Origin of the sequence: Chryseolinea serpens (assembly GCF_900129725.1) — a bacterium.
GTDB classification, from domain to species: Bacteria; Bacteroidota; Bacteroidia; order Cytophagales; family Cyclobacteriaceae; genus Chryseolinea; species Chryseolinea serpens.
Genome location: NZ_FQWQ01000001.1, coordinates 3,308,920 through 3,324,925, shown reverse-complemented (window position 1 = coordinate 3,324,925; position 16,006 = coordinate 3,308,920). Strand labels below are relative to the sequence as shown.

At 52.0% G+C, this 16,006-nt stretch carries 12 protein-coding genes; 6 read left to right on the top strand and 6 right to left on the bottom strand.

Translation table 11 applies throughout. From position 1 onward, the window contains the following. Position 1 precedes the first annotated feature (1 nt). Complete coding sequence (locus BUB30_RS13365) at positions 2-748, bottom strand: hypothetical protein (RefSeq protein WP_073134368.1); 747 nt, start codon at positions 746-748, stop codon at positions 2-4. Between the two features lie 293 nt (positions 749-1,041). Here BUB30_RS13365 and BUB30_RS13360 point away from each other — a divergent pair, with 293 nt between their 5' ends. From BUB30_RS13360 to BUB30_RS13345, 4 genes are all read left to right on the top strand, one after another. Beyond that, positions 1,042-1,716, top strand: a complete 675-nt coding sequence (locus BUB30_RS13360) for a response regulator transcription factor (RefSeq protein WP_073135167.1) — start codon at positions 1,042-1,044, stop codon at positions 1,714-1,716. 126 nt (positions 1,717-1,842) lie between these two features. Beyond that, a complete protein-coding gene (locus BUB30_RS13355) occupies positions 1,843-2,601 on the top strand; it encodes a sensor histidine kinase (protein WP_073134367.1) in 759 nt (252 codons plus the stop codon). Between the two features lie 187 nt (positions 2,602-2,788). Beyond that, positions 2,789-3,214 (top strand): hypothetical protein, encoded by a 426-nt coding sequence (locus BUB30_RS13350; RefSeq protein WP_073134366.1) that lies wholly within the window; start codon positions 2,789-2,791, stop codon positions 3,212-3,214. 11 nt (positions 3,215-3,225) lie between these two features. Continuing rightward, positions 3,226-6,162, top strand: coding sequence for a PAS domain S-box protein (locus tag BUB30_RS13345; RefSeq protein WP_073134364.1), 2,937 nt, complete (start codon positions 3,226-3,228; stop codon positions 6,160-6,162). Here the strand turns inward: BUB30_RS13345 and BUB30_RS13340 are convergent. From BUB30_RS13340 to BUB30_RS13325, 4 genes are read right to left on the bottom strand one after another with little or no spacing between them, the layout of a single operon-like run. Next, complete coding sequence (locus BUB30_RS13340) at positions 6,159-6,533, bottom strand: response regulator (RefSeq protein WP_073134362.1); 375 nt, start codon at positions 6,531-6,533, stop codon at positions 6,159-6,161. The two genes, BUB30_RS13345 and BUB30_RS13340, sit on opposite strands and share 4 nt — an antisense overlap. Next, positions 6,530-9,109, bottom strand: a complete 2,580-nt coding sequence (locus BUB30_RS13335) for a PAS domain-containing protein (RefSeq protein ID WP_073134360.1) — start codon at positions 9,107-9,109, stop codon at positions 6,530-6,532. The genes BUB30_RS13340 and BUB30_RS13335 overlap by 4 nt, the downstream gene beginning before the upstream one ends. 6 nt (positions 9,110-9,115) lie before the next feature. Next, positions 9,116-9,484 carry a response regulator gene (locus BUB30_RS13330; RefSeq protein WP_073134359.1) on the bottom strand — a complete coding sequence of 123 codons (369 nt, stop codon included), beginning with the start codon at positions 9,482-9,484 and terminating at the stop codon, positions 9,116-9,118. Between the two features lie 16 nt (positions 9,485-9,500). Then, a complete protein-coding gene (locus BUB30_RS13325; RefSeq protein ID WP_073134357.1) occupies positions 9,501-10,550 on the bottom strand; it encodes a PAS domain-containing sensor histidine kinase in 1,050 nt (349 codons plus the stop codon). Between the two features lie 303 nt (positions 10,551-10,853). Here BUB30_RS13325 and BUB30_RS13320 point away from each other — a divergent pair, with 303 nt between their 5' ends. Both BUB30_RS13320 and BUB30_RS13315 read left to right on the top strand, forming a co-directional pair. Next, the gene (locus tag BUB30_RS13320; protein ID WP_073135165.1) at positions 10,854-12,041 is read left to right on the top strand and encodes an MFS transporter; all 1,188 of its coding nucleotides are present in this window, start codon (positions 10,854-10,856) and stop codon (positions 12,039-12,041) included. A 566-nt stretch (positions 12,042-12,607) separates the two neighbouring features. Beyond that, positions 12,608-14,578, top strand: coding sequence for a glycoside hydrolase family 127 protein (locus BUB30_RS13315; RefSeq protein WP_073134355.1), 1,971 nt, complete (start codon positions 12,608-12,610; stop codon positions 14,576-14,578). Positions 14,579-14,596: 18 nt separating this feature from the next. Here the strand turns inward: BUB30_RS13315 and BUB30_RS13310 are convergent, their stop codons facing one another. Then, positions 14,597-15,892, bottom strand: coding sequence for a PAS domain-containing protein (locus tag BUB30_RS13310; RefSeq protein ID WP_073134353.1), 1,296 nt, complete (start codon positions 15,890-15,892; stop codon positions 14,597-14,599). Positions 15,893-16,006: the final 114 nt, after the last annotated feature.

Here is a 16,006-nt window from a genome sequence, read left to right as displayed (position 1 = left end):
ATCACTCCACCTTTGGTAGCCTGATCGTCTGGCCATCGTCAAGCACATAGATCAAATGCGTCACCTTGCCTTTCGGGTCTTTGCCAAACCGGGTGCGGATCAAATCATCCTTTACCATGTATGTAGAATCATCCACAGCAAACATGGGAATACCCTCCGTGTCGGGGTTCTTGAAAAAAAGCGTATCGCCCCTGGTATAAATTGAGTTGATGACCGTGGGCATTCCATTGGTGGGAGACCATCGGTAATCTCCGGTATAGCCGGCTACGATCTTGGGTTGTTTGGCGAGCGGTTTAAAATAGTTTTTGTGCTGCGGACTAATATTGATGGCCGCCATCTTCCATTGACCATCGCGAAGGGCAAAAGTTTTTGTGATGCGAATAGTATGAATGATCGTATCATTATTGATGTGTTCCGTCGGGGTTTCCAGGTAACTTAAAATGGCCGTTGTTCCGTAGAGATGAAATCTGACATCCCGGCGAGGTGTTGTGACGCCATTCAATAGATCGCGAGCCAACGCATCGGCCGACTCCACATACCATTCGTTGTAGGTCGCCACGACGGAGTCTTCGCACAAATTTTTGTATTGCTCAAGGTTCTGCTTGCCCAAACGCGCCGCCCGCATAACGGAGTCGATGTCTAATATGGCGCGCTTGGCAGTGGCATAATCAACCGTGTCGTCGCGACGTGAAGGCGCACACGCGCTGATCGCGAAAAGTATGATGGCTAGTTGACGGGAGTGTTTCATAAGCTAAAATAGGTTAGGCCGTCGTTGAAGGTCTAAAAATACGTTGCTGATCTAATTTAGGCTTTCGAAAGCTTCCCTCCTAAGGGCTATGGGAATTCGGGGTGCTCCTGCTGCGCGGCACACGGACAACTCTATGGGTAACGACTACCGCGCAAGGCATGTGTTCCCTTCAACACGTCCGGGAATAAATTATGACGTTTCATTTTTTCGGCGCCGCCAAAGTTTCTAAATTAGGATGGGCACTAGGGGGTGGGGAGGCCGTTTCGTGCGATCATACTAAACCGTTTTTTATCATGGAAAGGACTATCCGCACACTCATTGTCGACGATCACGGCCTGATGCGGCAAGGCATGATCTCCATGCTTGGAAGCGTACCCGGCATCGAAATTGTCGGCACCCTCGAAAGTGGCGAAGGCGCTGTGAACTTTGCCAACGACCAGGCGCCCGACCTGATCCTCATGGACATTGTCATGAAAGGCATGACGGGCATCGAAGCCACCCGCTGGATCAAAGAGCAGAACCCCAGGATCAAGATCATCCTCGTCTCGGGCGAAGTGACCAAAGACTTCATCACGGCCGGCATAAAGTCGGGCATCGACGGCTACCTTCCCAAAGATTCTGACAAAGAGACCTTGCTCCAGGCCATACAAACCGTGATGAAAGGCGAGCGGCATTTCAGTCCCGAGATCACCGCCCTGGTGTTCCAGGATTTTTATTTAAAAGAGAAAGACGGCACGGGGCTTCCGACGCGCAAGACGAGTGAGCTCACAAAGCGTGAAGAAGAAGTGCTGGTGCTCATCGCCGACGGCAAAACGCTGAAAGAAGCAGCCGAGATTCTTTTTATCAGTGTAAAGACCGTCGAAACTCACAAGATGCACATCCAGGATAAACTCGGTCTCACCAACACTGCGCAATTGGTGAAATATGCCATCGAACACGACCTCATTTCTGTGAACCGCAAGAAGTGAGTTGGTCTGGGAGCCTCAGTTATTTCCTGATGTCCCGTACAAATTCCTGATTTTTCAGAATCCGCCGCTCCCCGATGCAGGGGGTCTGGCCAAAATGCAATTTTGTCTCATCAAATCAACACGACGATGAGGGACACAAAGATTGAAGGCGGGACCGTTGCCCAGGAAAATGTTACTTCGCTTGCCGGGCTGGAGCTGGTGAAGGCGAAAGGAGAGATCGAACAATTTATTTATAGCTGCTCGCATACCCTGCGGGCGCCGTTGAAATCCATCGCCGGCCTGGTCCACCTGCTGAAGAGCAACACCAACAACCCGGAGATCGATCCGAAATTCTTTCTGGAGTCGATCGAAAAAACATGCAGCAAAATGGAATTGCTACTCGACGATTTCGAGCAATTCCTTTCGAATTCGCGTCAGCGCGTAGTCGCCCACCCGGTGGAGGTGAGAGCGGTTGTGGATGAAGTATTGCAGGATTTCCAGGACGTGGTGCACGCCGAGCGCATTCAGGTTTCCGTGACCTGCGATCAGCCAGTGCCCCTCTACACCGACAACAACCGCTTCCGCGTGATCTTGACGCACCTCATCTCAAATGCAATTCATTTTCGGAACAATGAAAGAGAACAGATGGAAGTGCGCATCCAGGTGAAAGTGTTCCCGTCGTTTTGCACCGTGCAGGTGCGCGACAACGGCATGGGCATCGAGGACCAGGTCCGCCCGCATATTTTTGACCTGTTCTATCGTGGCTCGATGCAGTCCACCGGTTCGGGAGTGGGGCTCTACATCGTGAAGGAGGTTCTCCATAAGATGAAAGGGTCGATCACCGTGCGGTCGTTGGAAGGGAAGGGGTCTACCTTTCTGATCTCCATACCCAATTTAATGCCCTGAAAAGCTTGCCTGGTTTAGGATGGTCACCCGGATGGGTCGTTTGGGCGGTTTAGGCCGGACTGTCATATCAGGGATTTCCTGATGCCACCGCCAACTTCCTGATTTTTGAAAATCCGTGCTCCACTGATGTTCGCCACCCTCTGGGGTTGCAATTTTGATCAACAAATAACCGATTACTCTGTATACCATGAAAACAAAATCTAACGAGGTTGTCTCGACCATCACCGAAACTGCTCCCGATGGAAGTCCACTTTTCATCGTATTGGATGAAAAAAGATTTCTCTCCTTCACAGGCTCCAACGACGGCGTGATGCGTGCCACGGCCTCGGCGTTTATCAAGCATATGCCAACGATGACACAGGATCTTGCCGACGCCGCCTGGACCGACGACCGCGAGCGCGTGCGTGCGCAGCTTCATAAGATCAAGTCGGCTATGGGCTTGTTTGCTTCTCCTGTCTTTGTGAAGACGATGACCGTTCTGGAAAGCAACATCGGTGCCCTCACCCGCATGGAGATGGTTCAAAGTACAAGCCGCATCGCGGACACCATAAGCTTGTTAAGAGAAGAGGTCCGCTATTTTTTGGAAAACCTGAAGTCATTCGTCGCTAAATAAGATCAACGAACATGTTAGCCATCCATCGAACCAACCAACCCGACGATGCCGAGCGCAGAAGGCTTGAAGCCCTCTACCGCTCGGGCATCCTCGACACGGAGCCCGAGCAAGCCTTCAACGACATTGTCGATCTGGCGGCAACGCTTTGCGAGGTGCCCACGGCGTCGATCAGCTTTGTCGATGCCGACCGGCATTGGTTCAAGGCGACGTGTGGCGCCTACACACCAACCTCCGATCGGACCACAGCGTTTTGCACCCATGCCATTCAGCAACCCAGCATACTGCTGATTCCCGACGCGAAGCGCGATGTCAGGTTTGCCAATCACCCGACCGTGGTGGGCGTATCGGGCATCCGGTTTTATGCAGGCGTACCGTTGGTTACACCCGAGGGCTATGCCTTGGGTACGTTGTGTGTTTGGGATATCTACCCCCGCATCTTGTCGCAAAAACAGATCGACAATCTTTACGGTTTGGGACGACAGGTCATGAAGCTGTTGGCCCTGCGGCAACACGTTCAGGAGTTGGAAGACCAAAAATCATTTTTACAGGGTCATAACCACAGCCTGCACCAACTCAATCAGGAGTTTCAGGCATCCGAAGAAGAAATTCGCAGCAACCTGGAACAGATCAGCGAGCTGCAACAAAACCTCGAGGCACAGGAGCGGCAATACCGCGAACTGGTGGAAAACGCGAGCGACCTCATCTATGAACTGGATAGCGATGGTAAGTTCACGTTTGTCAACAGTCTCATGCAAACCGTGGTGGGGTTCACCAGGGAAGAGCTGAGCAAGATGCATTATTGGGAGTTGGTTCACCCGTATTACCTCGAAGGCGTCATAGAATTTTATCGCCGCCAGCGCAAAAGCCTCACAGAGAATTCTTACCTCGAGTTTGTGCTCAACGCGCGCAACGGTGAGGAGGTTTGGGTGGGGCAAAACGTGCGCATGTTCTTTGAAGAGAACGGGCGGGTCTATAAAGTGAGCGCGATCACCCGCAACATCACCGAATTGAAATGGGCGGAACGAAAACTGGAGGGCAGTGAAAAAAGATTCCGGCTTTTATCGGAACACGCGCCCGTAGGAATTTTTCAAACCGACGCCTCCGGTCAGTGCACCTACGTGAACCTTCGCTGGTGCGAGATCGCGGGCCTCACGGAAGAAGAAGCCCTTGGCGATGGCTGGATCACGTCCATCCATCCCGACGACCGTCACCGGATGGTGCACGCGTGGCGTAGCGCCATTGCTGCCCACGAGGAGTTTGTGTTGGAATTCCGGTTTATCGATCAGTTCAAGAACATTCGCTGGGTCACCGGCCGTGCCCTGCAAATAACCGACGACCAAGGCCTGCCCGCAGGCTACATCGGAACCCTCAACGACATCACCGAGCTGAAAGAAGTTCATCGCAAGCTGGAAGAGCGCGAAGAAATGTATCGCCTGTTGTCGACAAACTCGGGCGACATCGTTTCCCTCTTCAAGGCCGACGCCGGCGCCACGCGCGTTTTTGTTTCGCCGAGCGTGCGCTACATTTTGGGCTACGAGCCCGATGAATTGATCGGCAAATCTCCCTACGCGCTCATCCACACCGAAGACGCGGATCGCGTGCGGAGCATTGTCGGCGACATTGTCCGTCGTGGCACGATCGCTACCCTGGAATATCGCATCCGCAAAAAGAACGGCGACTTCGTCTGGCTCGAATCGAACGCCCGGCCCTTCCTCGATCGCAACGGAAACATGTTGGGCTTCCAGTCGTCGGCCCGCGACATCACCAAGCGCAAGCAGTTTGAGGCGTCGCTGCAGGAGGCAAAAGAGAAAGCAGAAGAGGCCACGCTGGCCAAGAGCCAATTCCTTTCGCGCATGAGCCACGAGATCCGCACGCCCATGAACGCCATCATCGGTCTCACCAACCTGTTGTTGCTGGACCGGCCGCGCGATGATCAACGCGAACAATTGGGGCTCCTGAAATTTTCGGGCGAGAACCTGCTCACCATCATCAACGATATTCTCGACTTCAGCAAAATCGAAGCCGGCAAGATCGCTCTGGAGCATGTTGACTTCAACCTGGCACAGCTGATCACAAAAACAAAAGACATGCTGGAGCACAATGCCCAACAGAAGGGCATTCCACTTCAACTGAAATATGATGCCACCCTGCCGTCGATCGTCAAGGGCGACTCCGTGCGGTTGGCGCAGGTGATCACGAACCTGGTGGGCAATGCGATCAAGTTCACCGAATCCGGTTGTGTGACCCTCGCCGTGCAAGACGAGGGCACACGCACCGGCAAACGCATCGCCCGTTTTTCTGTTGTCGACACGGGCATCGGCATCGAGCCCGGCAAGCTCGACACTATCTTTCATAGCTTCGTTCAGGCCGACACCGACACCACCCGCAAATATGGTGGTACTGGGTTGGGGCTCTCCATCGCCCGCAACCTGGTGAACCTCATGGACAGCGACATCACCGTGGAGAGTGTTCCCGGAGTGGGCTCGACATTCAGCTTTGTCTTGTCGCTCGAAGAGGGCGCAGACACCGACAACGTTCAACAAGAAGAGACCGCCACCGGCGTGCTTCGGAAAATCGACATCCCCGTGCTGCTGGTCGAAGACAACGAGATCAACCAGATCATTGCGTGCAGCTTCCTCGAGGCGTGGGGCGTGCAGGTGGATGTGGCCAACAACGGGAAGGAAGCGGTGGAGAAAGTTGTGCTGAAGAATTACGCACTCGTGTTGATGGATATACAAATGCCGGTGATGGATGGCTACGAAGCCACCCGTCTCATCCGCGCCCTGCCCGAGGCGCACTACCGCAACATGCCCATCCTGGCCTTAACGGCCTCGGCGATGTTGGGCATGCGCGACAAAGTGATCGAGGCGGGGATGAACGATTTTATCAGCAAGCCTTTCGTTCCGGAAGATTTGCATCGAAAGATCAACCTGCACGTTCGCGGCTAGCGATGGTGCAGCAAAGTCTGAATATGCTCGAGTAACCTATCCGTGTTACAGGGCTTCTTCAAAAAACCTGCGGCGCCGAGGTGTAGACTTTTGTCTTCATTTTCAGGTGTGGCGTTGGCGGAGAACACCAGAACAGGAATGGTGTTGTGGACGGGGTTTGACTTCACGTTCCTCAGGAACGTGAAGCCGTCCATCTCCGGCATGCGCAGGTCGGTGATGATCAGGTGGGGCGTGAAAGTTTGTAATTTCTCAAGCGCGTCCTTGCCATTCGTGGCGCCCGCCATTTCATAACCCTCCATCTCCAACAGTTCGAGTAGGCCTTCCAGCACATCGGGTGTGTCTTCGATCAACAAGATTTTTAACTTTTTCATACGCGCAAGGGTAGGGTAACGGTAAATGACGTGCCATCGCCTGCCTGGCTGCTCAGGTGAATTTGTCCGGCCAACAGATCCACCGCTTTTTTTACGATCGACAAACCGAGACCCGTGCCTTGAATAGTGCCCACGTTGGCGCCCCGGTGAAATGCCGAAAAGATGTTTTGCTGATCTTCGGGCGTGATGCCGATGCCTTTGTCTTTTACTTCTACCTTGAGAAAATCCGGTGAATTGGTGACGCGCAGCATGACCGATTTTTGATCGGGAGAAAATTTGATGGCGTTGGTGATGAGGTTGATCAGAATGTTGCGCAGCAATTTTTCGTCGGCAGCAAACGACTTCACCGAGCACTGAATAAAGATTTGCACCTGGTGGGTTCGCATGCTTTCTTCCACTTCGCGGGCGGTTTGCTGAAAAAATGTTTCGATGTCAACCGGCGTGTATTTAGTTTTGATCTTGCCGGCATCGCTTTTGCCGATCATCAGGATGTCGTCCAGCAGGTAGGTCATGTGGTCCACCTGCTTTTCGATGGTGGCCAGCTTTTTTACAAAATCATCGGACGATATTTTTTCGCGATGCTTCCGCAGGAAACCGGTGGCGAGCGCAATGGTCGACAGCGGTGTGCGGAACTCGTGCGAGGCGATGGAGACAAACCGGCTTTTCATTTCCACCAGTTCTTTCTCTTTGCGCAGCGCCTCATTCAGTTCCCGCGTGCGTTCCTGTACTTTCGCTTCCAGGTTGACGCGGTATTCGATGAGCTCGGTGATGTTCTGACCCACCATCAACACGCCCATGATCTGTTGCTCCGAGTTTCGCCGGGGCGTGGTGTTGAGCAGGAAGATGAGGTCGCGTTGGTCTTTCGACATCATCGGCAACTGCAGGTTGTCGAGCGGGCTGCCTTTGAAGACGCGCTCGAGCAAAAGCATAAATTCCTGACGGTGATCGTCGCGGATACAAAGCCCGATGTTCTTCCCCAGCATTTCGTTTTTGCTGTACCCCGTAAGCTCCTCGGTCACGCGATTCCATTCGTTGATATAACCGTTTCGATCCGACCCGAAGATGGGAGCATTGGCATGCTGGATCAGCTCCGAAAGTTCGCGGGCGATGGCCGTAATGCTGCGCTCAAATTCTTTTTGACCCGTGATGTCCTGCATCGAGCCGATCATCCGAACGGGCCGTTCGTCCTGGTAGATGATGTAGGCGCGATTCAACACATATTTATACGTGCCATCCGCGCAGCGATACCGGTATTGGGAGATCCAGTTGGTGCGCAGCTGCGCAAAGGCTTGCCCGATCTCCAGGGTCACACGCTCAAAATCTTCCGGGTGAATTTTTTCTTTCCACCATTCCGTGGCGGTGCTGATCTGCCGGTCGGCATAGCCAAAGATGGTCTCGATGCCGTGGTTCCAAACTTCGGCGTCGTGTTCGATGTCCCTGTCCCAGATGGCATCGTTGGTGGCACGCGACAGGATCTCGTAGCGTTGGTTGTATTCCAGCAGCACTTCTTCGAAGGTCTTGCGGTCCGATACGTCTTGGATCACCCCCAGCATCAGGCGTGCGTCATTTTCATTTTGAACAAAATCCGCGCGCACGTGCACCCAGCGAAGCGAGCCATCGTCTTTGCGAATGATGCGGTGCTCCACGTTGAACAGCTCGCCTTTGGTTATCGCCCGGAGGGCATCGTCTTTCACGCGCTGCTGGTCATCAGGATAAACCAGCGCCAGGTAGCTCTGCAGGGCGGGTTGGTATGCGGGCGACACCCCGAAGATCTTTCGGGTCTGGTCATTCCATTCGGCGCGATCCGCTTCGGTGTCGTAGGTCCAGTAACCGATCTTGGCGATCTCGTAAGCTTTGACCAGGAGGTGCTGGCTCTTTTGCATCTCCATCTCATGCAACCTGCGTTCCGTCACAAGAATGGTTTCCGCTTGTCGATGGATCACCAGCGTGGCGTCGACCAGCTTGTCGTTGGTCGTCGACAATTCTTCGTTGATCGCTTGCAACTCTTCATTGGAAGCCATCAGCTCCTCGTTGGAGCGTTGAAGTTCCCGGGTTCTTTCCTGAACCGTATGCTCCAGGTTGCGACGCGTCTCTTCCAGGGCAATGTTGCGCTGTTCGAGCTTGTTCACCAGGTCGGAGCTATACTGGTGCATAACTTCCATGGAGATAGACGGGTTCTTCGTCACTTCCCGCGGACGCGAGGGCTCAAGTAACAACTTTCGCACAGCCTCAACCAGGACGTGAATCGGCGCAGGCTTCCGGATGAACAGATCGGCGCCCATGTCTTCGGCGATCTTCTCTTCGCTAAGTGAAGTATACGTGGCGGTGTAGATGATGATGGGAATGCCGCGCAGTTTTTCGTGGTGCCGAACTTTGTAGCACAGATAATAGCCGTCGACGTTGGGCATGAGAATGTCGGTAACGATGAGATCGACGGCTTCGGTGAGCAGGATGTCCATCGCTTCCTGGCCATCGCGTGCGGCAAGGGTGACATAACCTTCGGTCTCAAAGGCAGCTTCGAGCAATTTGCGCGACAGGGCCGAATCATCAACGACCAATAGCTTGTATGCGTTCATGCAGGATTACAGGTAAGGGGTAATTTGATCTTTGAACCGGCGTGTGTCGATGGGTTTGGTGATGAAACCGTCGCACCCGGCGGCGAGTGCTTTTTCATGGTCTTGCTTCATGGCAAAGGCGGTCAGCGCGATGATCTTGATTTGACGGGTGGTGTCATTGGCTTTCAACATGCGCGTAAGCTCCAAGCCGTCGATGCCCGGTAGGGCAATGTCTGTGAGGATCAGGTCAGGATGTTTTTCGCCGATGGCAGCGAGCGCGCCCTCGGCGTCGGAACAACGCACGACGCGAAACCCCTCGAGTTCAAGGACATCGGAAGCCAACGTTAGATTGGTGGCATTGTCGTCTATGATCATAATGATTTTTTCTGTCGTCATATCACAAATCGCTGGGTTAGGTGATGCGCAGGGGCATGATGATCCAGAAGGTGGAGCCGGCGCCCGGCTCGCTGTCGACGCCGATCTGACCCCGATGAAGCTCGACGATGTTTTTGGTAAGCGTCAGTCCCAATCCCGAACCTTCATGTTGCCGGGCTGTGCCGGAATCGAGTTGCACAAAGGGCATGAATAATTTTTTTAGATCCTCTTTTGGGATGCCCAAGCCTGTGTCGCTCACACGCACCATGAACGTGTCGGCTTGGTGCGGCAGGGTGCTGATTTGCACTTCGCCACCTTCCCGATTAAACTTGATGGCATTGGACAAAAGGTTATACAGGACCTGCCGGAATTTATTTTTATCAAGGCAAACAAACGACAACGCCTTGGAAAGCTCCAGGCGGATGGTCACGTCTTTTTCGGTGGCAATTGACTCCAACGTGGTGATGACGCCGGCGATGACCTCGTTGAGCGAGAAGATCTCAACGGAAAGCTCTGTCTTACCGGATTCGATCTTTGCCAGATCGAGTACGTTGTTGATGAGTTGAAGCAAGTGTGAACCGCTCTCATGAATATCCTGAAGGTATTGCCGCTGCCGTGTATTGAGCGGCCCGATCTTCTGGTCGATAAGCAACTCCGAGAACCCGAGGATGGCATTGAGGGGGGTGCGCAGTTCGTGTGACATGTTGGCGAGGAAATCGCGATTGCCTTCGCGATGCCGCGAGATCTGGATGAAGCCGGTGAGGCCGTTGTCGTCATCGCGCGAGGCCGTAATCACCTCGCTGGTCCAGAACATCCTGCCATTTTTGCCCACATGCCATCCGTTGTGCTCCACTTTCCCTTTGTTGGCGGCTTGTCGCAACAGGTTTTCGGGGATCCCGGCAACTTGATCTTCGACCGTGTAAAACATGCTGAAAGATTTCTGTAACACCTCTTCGGCCCGGTAGCCCTTCAGTTTTTCGGCACCTTTGTTCCACTTCTTCACGAGGCCTTCTTTATCGAGCATCAAAATGGCATACTCATCCACTTCGTCAAGCGCTTTCCAATGAAGTTCATTCGTGCTATTCATGTAACGTCGCGTGTTAGTCTAATGCATATACCGGTCCGGGCGGTGCTTACTCGACAGGCAAGCTCCCGGATAAAAATCCATCGCCATCAAAAAAGACAAACCCATCACATGCTTCGGAGGCGAAGCCATGGATGGGCTAGATCAAGGTACGGAATTGCCTATACGCTCACAAACATTGCTGAAGAAAATTGGCCGGTTCGTTTGTCGTCTTGAAGATGAATGCGTTGTGGCGATGTTGTGGACGGCAGATATTTTCACGGAAATACGTTTTACTTTGCAGGATTGAATAATCAAATCGTCAAAATGCGACTTGTTCTACCCGTCATCGTACTTTCTCAATTTTTTTGTACGTCGCTTTGGTTTGCCGGCAATGCCATCGCTCCCGACATCGCCAGGGATCTTCACCTCGATCAACACTTTCTGGCGCACCTGACAAGCGCCATACAATTTGGTTTTATTACCGGGACCTTGCTTTTCGCGATCCTTTCCATTTCGGATCGTTTCTCTCCTTCTTGGGTATTCTTTTGTAGTTCCATCTTCGCGGGACTTTTTAATCTCGGGATGAGCCTCCCAGACATGCATACCACCGGGTTGCTTCTTTTCAGATTTTTAACCGGATTTTTTCTGGCGGGCATATACCCCGTGGGTATGAAGATAGCATCCGATCATTATAAGGAGGGCCTTGGCAAGTCCCTTGGTTTTTTAGTGGGAGCTTTGGTGCTGGGGACAGCGTTTCCGCATTTGTTAAAGAATAGTATAGGCGGCTTCCCCTGGAAATATATTGTGTATGCCACCACAGCCCTCTCGCTATTGGGCGGACTTTCTATTTTGTTATTTGTGCCCAACGGTCCCTATCGCAAGTCAGGTCAACGATTAAACTTTACGGCATTCATGAAGGGATTCAGGCTGCCGGATTTTCGCTCAGTATCCTTTGGCTATTTTGGACACATGTGGGAATTGTACACGTTCTGGGCCTTCCTGCCGGTGATGCTGATAAACTATAACAACCGCTATCCGGAAACAAACCTGAACGTCTCGCTGTGGTCCTTCCTGATCATCGCATCGGGTGGACTGGCTTGTGTTTTTAGTGGAATCTTGTCGCAGTATTTTGGGGCGAAGCGAGTGGCCACGATCGCATTGTCCTTGTCTTGTTTATGCTGTATTACTTCGCCGCTTTTCCTGGTATCGGATTCAATTATTTTATTGATCGTCTTCCTGGTCGTTTGGGGGCTGGTCGTGATCGCCGACTCTCCGCTGTTCTCAACACTGGTCGCGCGAAATGCACCAGAAGAATCGCGGGGCACGTCACTGACGATCGTGAATTGTATCGGGTTCTCGATCACCATTGTGAGTATTCAATTTATAAATGCGCTTTCGTATAGAATAGATACGCAATACGTCTATACATTATTGGCCATCGGACCGGTGTTGGGACTTGTCGCTTTGCTGAGAAAAGAAAAATCGAGTGTTCTTGTGAGTGGTCAGGGCTAAAGCCTGGGAGGAGAAGGTACTTTTGCCCTGGCCTAAAGGCTAGTACTAATGTAATCCCTGCACTGATGTAACCCTTACAGGGTTGCAATGCATGGACTCGCTTCGCCCGGTTGCACCGGGCGTTATGATAGGGAAGCCCTACGGGCTTGGGTGCAATTTTTTTTGCCAGTTCATGTGGAGCTAAGCCCAATGGTAACCCTCCTTGGCGGGTTGTGGTGTATGGTCTCTGTTATTCAGCTCCGGCCGCTCTCTGAAGTTTGTGGCGACGTGCGTTGGCAAGACGTCCGCTCTGAATAACCCTGGCCTTTAGGCCAGGGTAAAAACGCCCCACCCATCCGGGCTTTAGCCCTGACTACGCCTTTGCCTCGCGACACACAATCATTGCTGGTCTTTGCTAATAGCCATCCTTTACTAAATCCGCTTAGACTTGTGTTATTAAAATAAGCCAACGTCTTCATTCGGCCTTTTTTCAAAGAAAAGTTAAACCCAATAAATGTGTGATTTGAAAAAAGCGTATTTTAGACACTTATAAGCTCAATTATAAAAGACTCAATCTTTTTCCACGCATGAAGACTCTAAAAACCGCAGGGATCTTTTTGATTGCCAGTGCTTCACTCTCATTGCTGAACTGCGCCAAACACGAGGAGCCGAAAGGGCAAATGCGCTACCCTATCTCCTCCATCGATATCAAGAATGTAATTCTAACCGATAGCTTCTGGCTCCCCAAAGTCAAATTGATTCAAGACACCACCATCAAACACGCCTTTGAAAAGTGCGCCGAAGAAGGACGCATGGACAACTTTTTGATCGCGGGCAAAACCAAGCCGGGGAAAGCCCGGGGGAAAATGCCGTTTGATGATACCGATCTATACAAGACCATTGAAGGCGCTTCGTATTCGTTGATCAGTATGCCCAACCCAACATTGGATGCCTATCTCGACTCGATCATCTCCATCATCAAAATTGGCCAGGAACCCGATGGATACATCACCACATGGTTCACCATCGACCGCGCCCATCCGCCCGCCGACTGGGTGAAGCCTTCCAAGGAAAGATGGGAGAATGAAATCACGAGCCACGAACTCTACAACAGTGGCCACTTGTTCGAAGCGGCAGCCGCTCACTATTGGGCCACGGGAAAGAGAAGTCTGCTGGACATCGCACTAAAAAATGCCGACCTGCTCGTGGCCAACTTTAAGCCCGACCATTTACATCGCCCTCCCGGTCACCAGATCGTGGAGACGGGACTCATCAAACTTTACGACATCACCCACAGGGAAGATTATCTGAAGCTTTCCAAATATTTTATCGACCTCCGCGGCGACAGCACCACGCATCCGTTGTACGGTGCTTACTATCAAGATCACATACCCGTGATCGATCAATCGGAGGCCGTGGGCCATGCGGTGAGAGCGGAATATTTATACGCGGGCATGACCGATATCGCCGCCATCTACCATGACACCTCCTATTTGAAAGCACTCGACAGGTTATGGGATAATACGGTAGATAAAAAGACGTACCTCACCGGTGGCGTGGGAGCAAGACATGATGGTGAGGCCTTTGGCGATAATTTTGAGCTTCCGAACCTTTCGGCCTACGGTGAAACTTGCGCGGCCATTGGAAGTGTTTGGTGGAATCAAAAAATGTTCATGCTTTCAGGAGATGTCAAATACTACGACGTCCTCGAAAGAACGCTTTATAATGGCTTGATCTCCGGCATGTCGACGGATGGAAAAAAGTTCTTCTATACCAATCCCCTGGAATCGGACGGAAAATTTCAATTTAATAAAGGAGCCTGCACGCGCCAATCCTGGTTTGATTGCTCGTGTTGTCCCACCAACATGATCCGGTTTATTCCGTCGCTGGCGGGAATGATCTATGCTTCCAAAGAAGATACCGTGTATGCCAACTTGTTCATATCAAGCCAGGCGCAATTGCAAAGCAAAAACGGGAAGATCAAATTAAGTCAACAGACAGGCTATCCCTGGAGAGGCGATGTCGCTTTTACGATCGAGCCCGAAAAGAAAACAAAATTCACGTTGCAAATCCGCGTTCCGGGCTGGCTTAGAAATGAAGCGGTGCCAGGAAATCTTTATGCCTACGTGAATGCCCAACCTGCTACGCCGTCATTGACCATCAACGGAAAAGCGGAAAAGCCCGAGATCTCAAACGGCTACATGACCATTACAAGAGAATGGGAAAAAGGTGACGTTGTTGAAGTGTCATTGCCGATGAACATCCACAAGGTAGTGACCAACGGGCCGGTTGCGGACAACGTGCACAAGGTAGCGTTCGAGCGAGGCCCTATTGTTTATTGTGCCGAGGGAATAGACAATCCCAATCTTTCAACCCTTGCCCTACCCAACGATGTGAGCTTGCAGTCTAAAAGGCAGGAGCTTTTGGGTCAATCCGTGAATGTGCTCACGGGCAAAATTCAAAACGAAAATCTGACATTGATCCCGTATTACTTGTGGTCGAACCGCGGGGCTGGTAAAATGAAAGTGTGGCTGCCGCAAACAGGAGGGGGGCAGTAAATGCGTCAGCATGAGTGACTACCGGCCGTTATTTTGCCGGCTATCCATCATCAGCTCCTGGTGGTCGGAAACGTACGTCACCAACTCGCTTGTTGCTGCGTTGAGCTCTTGCGAGCAGGTGATCAATTTCTCGGCAATCAGCTCGAACTCGGTTTGATCAACAACATTTCTTCTCACCAGGTAGGAGAGCCCGTTTATTCGCGCCAGTGGTCCGCGAATACCGTGCGACGCCCGGAAGGCAATGGACTCCAGTAAGGTGATCGTATCCTCTTGAAGTTTGTCATGCATTTTCCGTTCGGTGATGGACAATCCAAGCGTGAGAAAACTCTTTATGATCCCATCGCTGTCGCGGATCGGGATCACGATGCAGTCGAACCAAATGAGCGTGCCCTGTTTGGTTTGGTGCTCCACTTCGCCGCGCCAGGTTTTTCCCTCCATAAGGATTTGTCTTCGTTCATCGAAAAACGCATCGGAATATTGGCTGGATGTCAACAGGCGGTAGTGCTTGCCGATGAGCTCTTCCCTGGTGTAGCCGGAGATGGCGATTACCTGGTCATTAACTTTCATAAAGTTGCCGTCCAGGTCGCTCACGACCGAGTAGATGCTCACGTCAATGGCGTCGATGTAGGCCTGGAGCTGGGCGCTCTTTTGACGCACCATCAGGTCGAGGTTTTCAGAAAATGCCGTCAACTCTTCATTGGTTGCCTGGAGTTCTTCGTTCATGGCCTGCGTTTCGCGATTGGCCATGGTCAGTTTTTCGGCGTAGTCCCGGATCAGCCACCGGAACACTAACGATTGGGCGAGCACAATAAACCCGGAAAGAAACATGATCGAGTTTTGTGCCAGCGCATAGGGAACGGTTGGGTTGGGAACAAAGGGCACATGGCTATCATACCATTTATAGAAAACATAACACAGGAACGCGAACAGGAAGGAAGCAATCACGTTCGTCAATTTATTAAAGACGACAACGGAGCAACACCCCAACGCAATGAGAAGATATTCCGTGCCCGATCGCCTTTCCAGCAGTGCCAGTGTTAAAACCATGCCCATAAATCCGTAGGAAACGAGGACGCGGGCCGTCCGGAAAGCGAATTTGGAGTGCAGGTAAAGCACCAGCAGGAGCATGGGCACATAACCCAATGCCTGTAAAACACTCAGGGAGCCTAAACTGAGAAATACAAGAACAAATAAAACGGTGAGCACCAGCGACAACACCAGGAAGGCATTGATGGACACGAGTCGTGCCCGCTCCGACTGATCCATCCCCGCATGCCAGCCGAGATGGATAAGCTTTTTCAGGTGTTCTCTCATTTTGACACAGCGTCTGAGGGTTATTGCCAACCATGGTTTCCCGGTATAGTCATCCGGGAGGCTTGCTTCATAACTTAAAGATAGCAATTATTCCAAGGTTAGATTGACCGGGTG

Excerpts from the sequence above, each read along its gene's own strand:
- BUB30_RS13355 (WP_073134367.1), top strand. The coding sequence starts at position 1,843 with ATGAGGGACACAAAGATTGAAGGCGGGACCGTTGCCCAGGAAAATGTT.
- BUB30_RS13335 (WP_073134360.1), bottom strand. The coding sequence starts at position 9,109 with ATGAACGCATACAAGCTATTGGTCGTTGATGATTCGGCCCTGTCGCGC.
- BUB30_RS13320 (WP_073135165.1), top strand. The coding sequence starts at position 10,854 with ATGCGACTTGTTCTACCCGTCATCGTACTTTCTCAATTTTTTTGTACG.
- BUB30_RS13350 (WP_073134366.1), top strand. The coding sequence starts at position 2,789 with ATGAAAACAAAATCTAACGAGGTTGTCTCGACCATCACCGAAACTGCT.
- BUB30_RS13325 (WP_073134357.1), bottom strand. The coding sequence starts at position 10,550 with ATGAATAGCACGAATGAACTTCATTGGAAAGCGCTTGACGAAGTGGAT.
- BUB30_RS13345 (WP_073134364.1), top strand. The coding sequence starts at position 3,226 with ATGTTAGCCATCCATCGAACCAACCAACCCGACGATGCCGAGCGCAGA.
- BUB30_RS13365 (WP_073134368.1), bottom strand. The coding sequence starts at position 748 with ATGAAACACTCCCGTCAACTAGCCATCATACTTTTCGCGATCAGCGCG.
- BUB30_RS13340 (WP_073134362.1), bottom strand. The coding sequence starts at position 6,533 with ATGAAAAAGTTAAAAATCTTGTTGATCGAAGACACACCCGATGTGCTG.
- BUB30_RS13310 (WP_073134353.1), bottom strand. The coding sequence starts at position 15,892 with ATGAGAGAACACCTGAAAAAGCTTATCCATCTCGGCTGGCATGCGGGG.
- BUB30_RS13330 (WP_073134359.1), bottom strand. The coding sequence starts at position 9,484 with ATGACGACAGAAAAAATCATTATGATCATAGACGACAATGCCACCAAT.
- BUB30_RS13315 (WP_073134355.1), top strand. The coding sequence starts at position 12,608 with ATGAAGACTCTAAAAACCGCAGGGATCTTTTTGATTGCCAGTGCTTCA.
- BUB30_RS13360 (WP_073135167.1), top strand. The coding sequence starts at position 1,042 with ATGGAAAGGACTATCCGCACACTCATTGTCGACGATCACGGCCTGATG.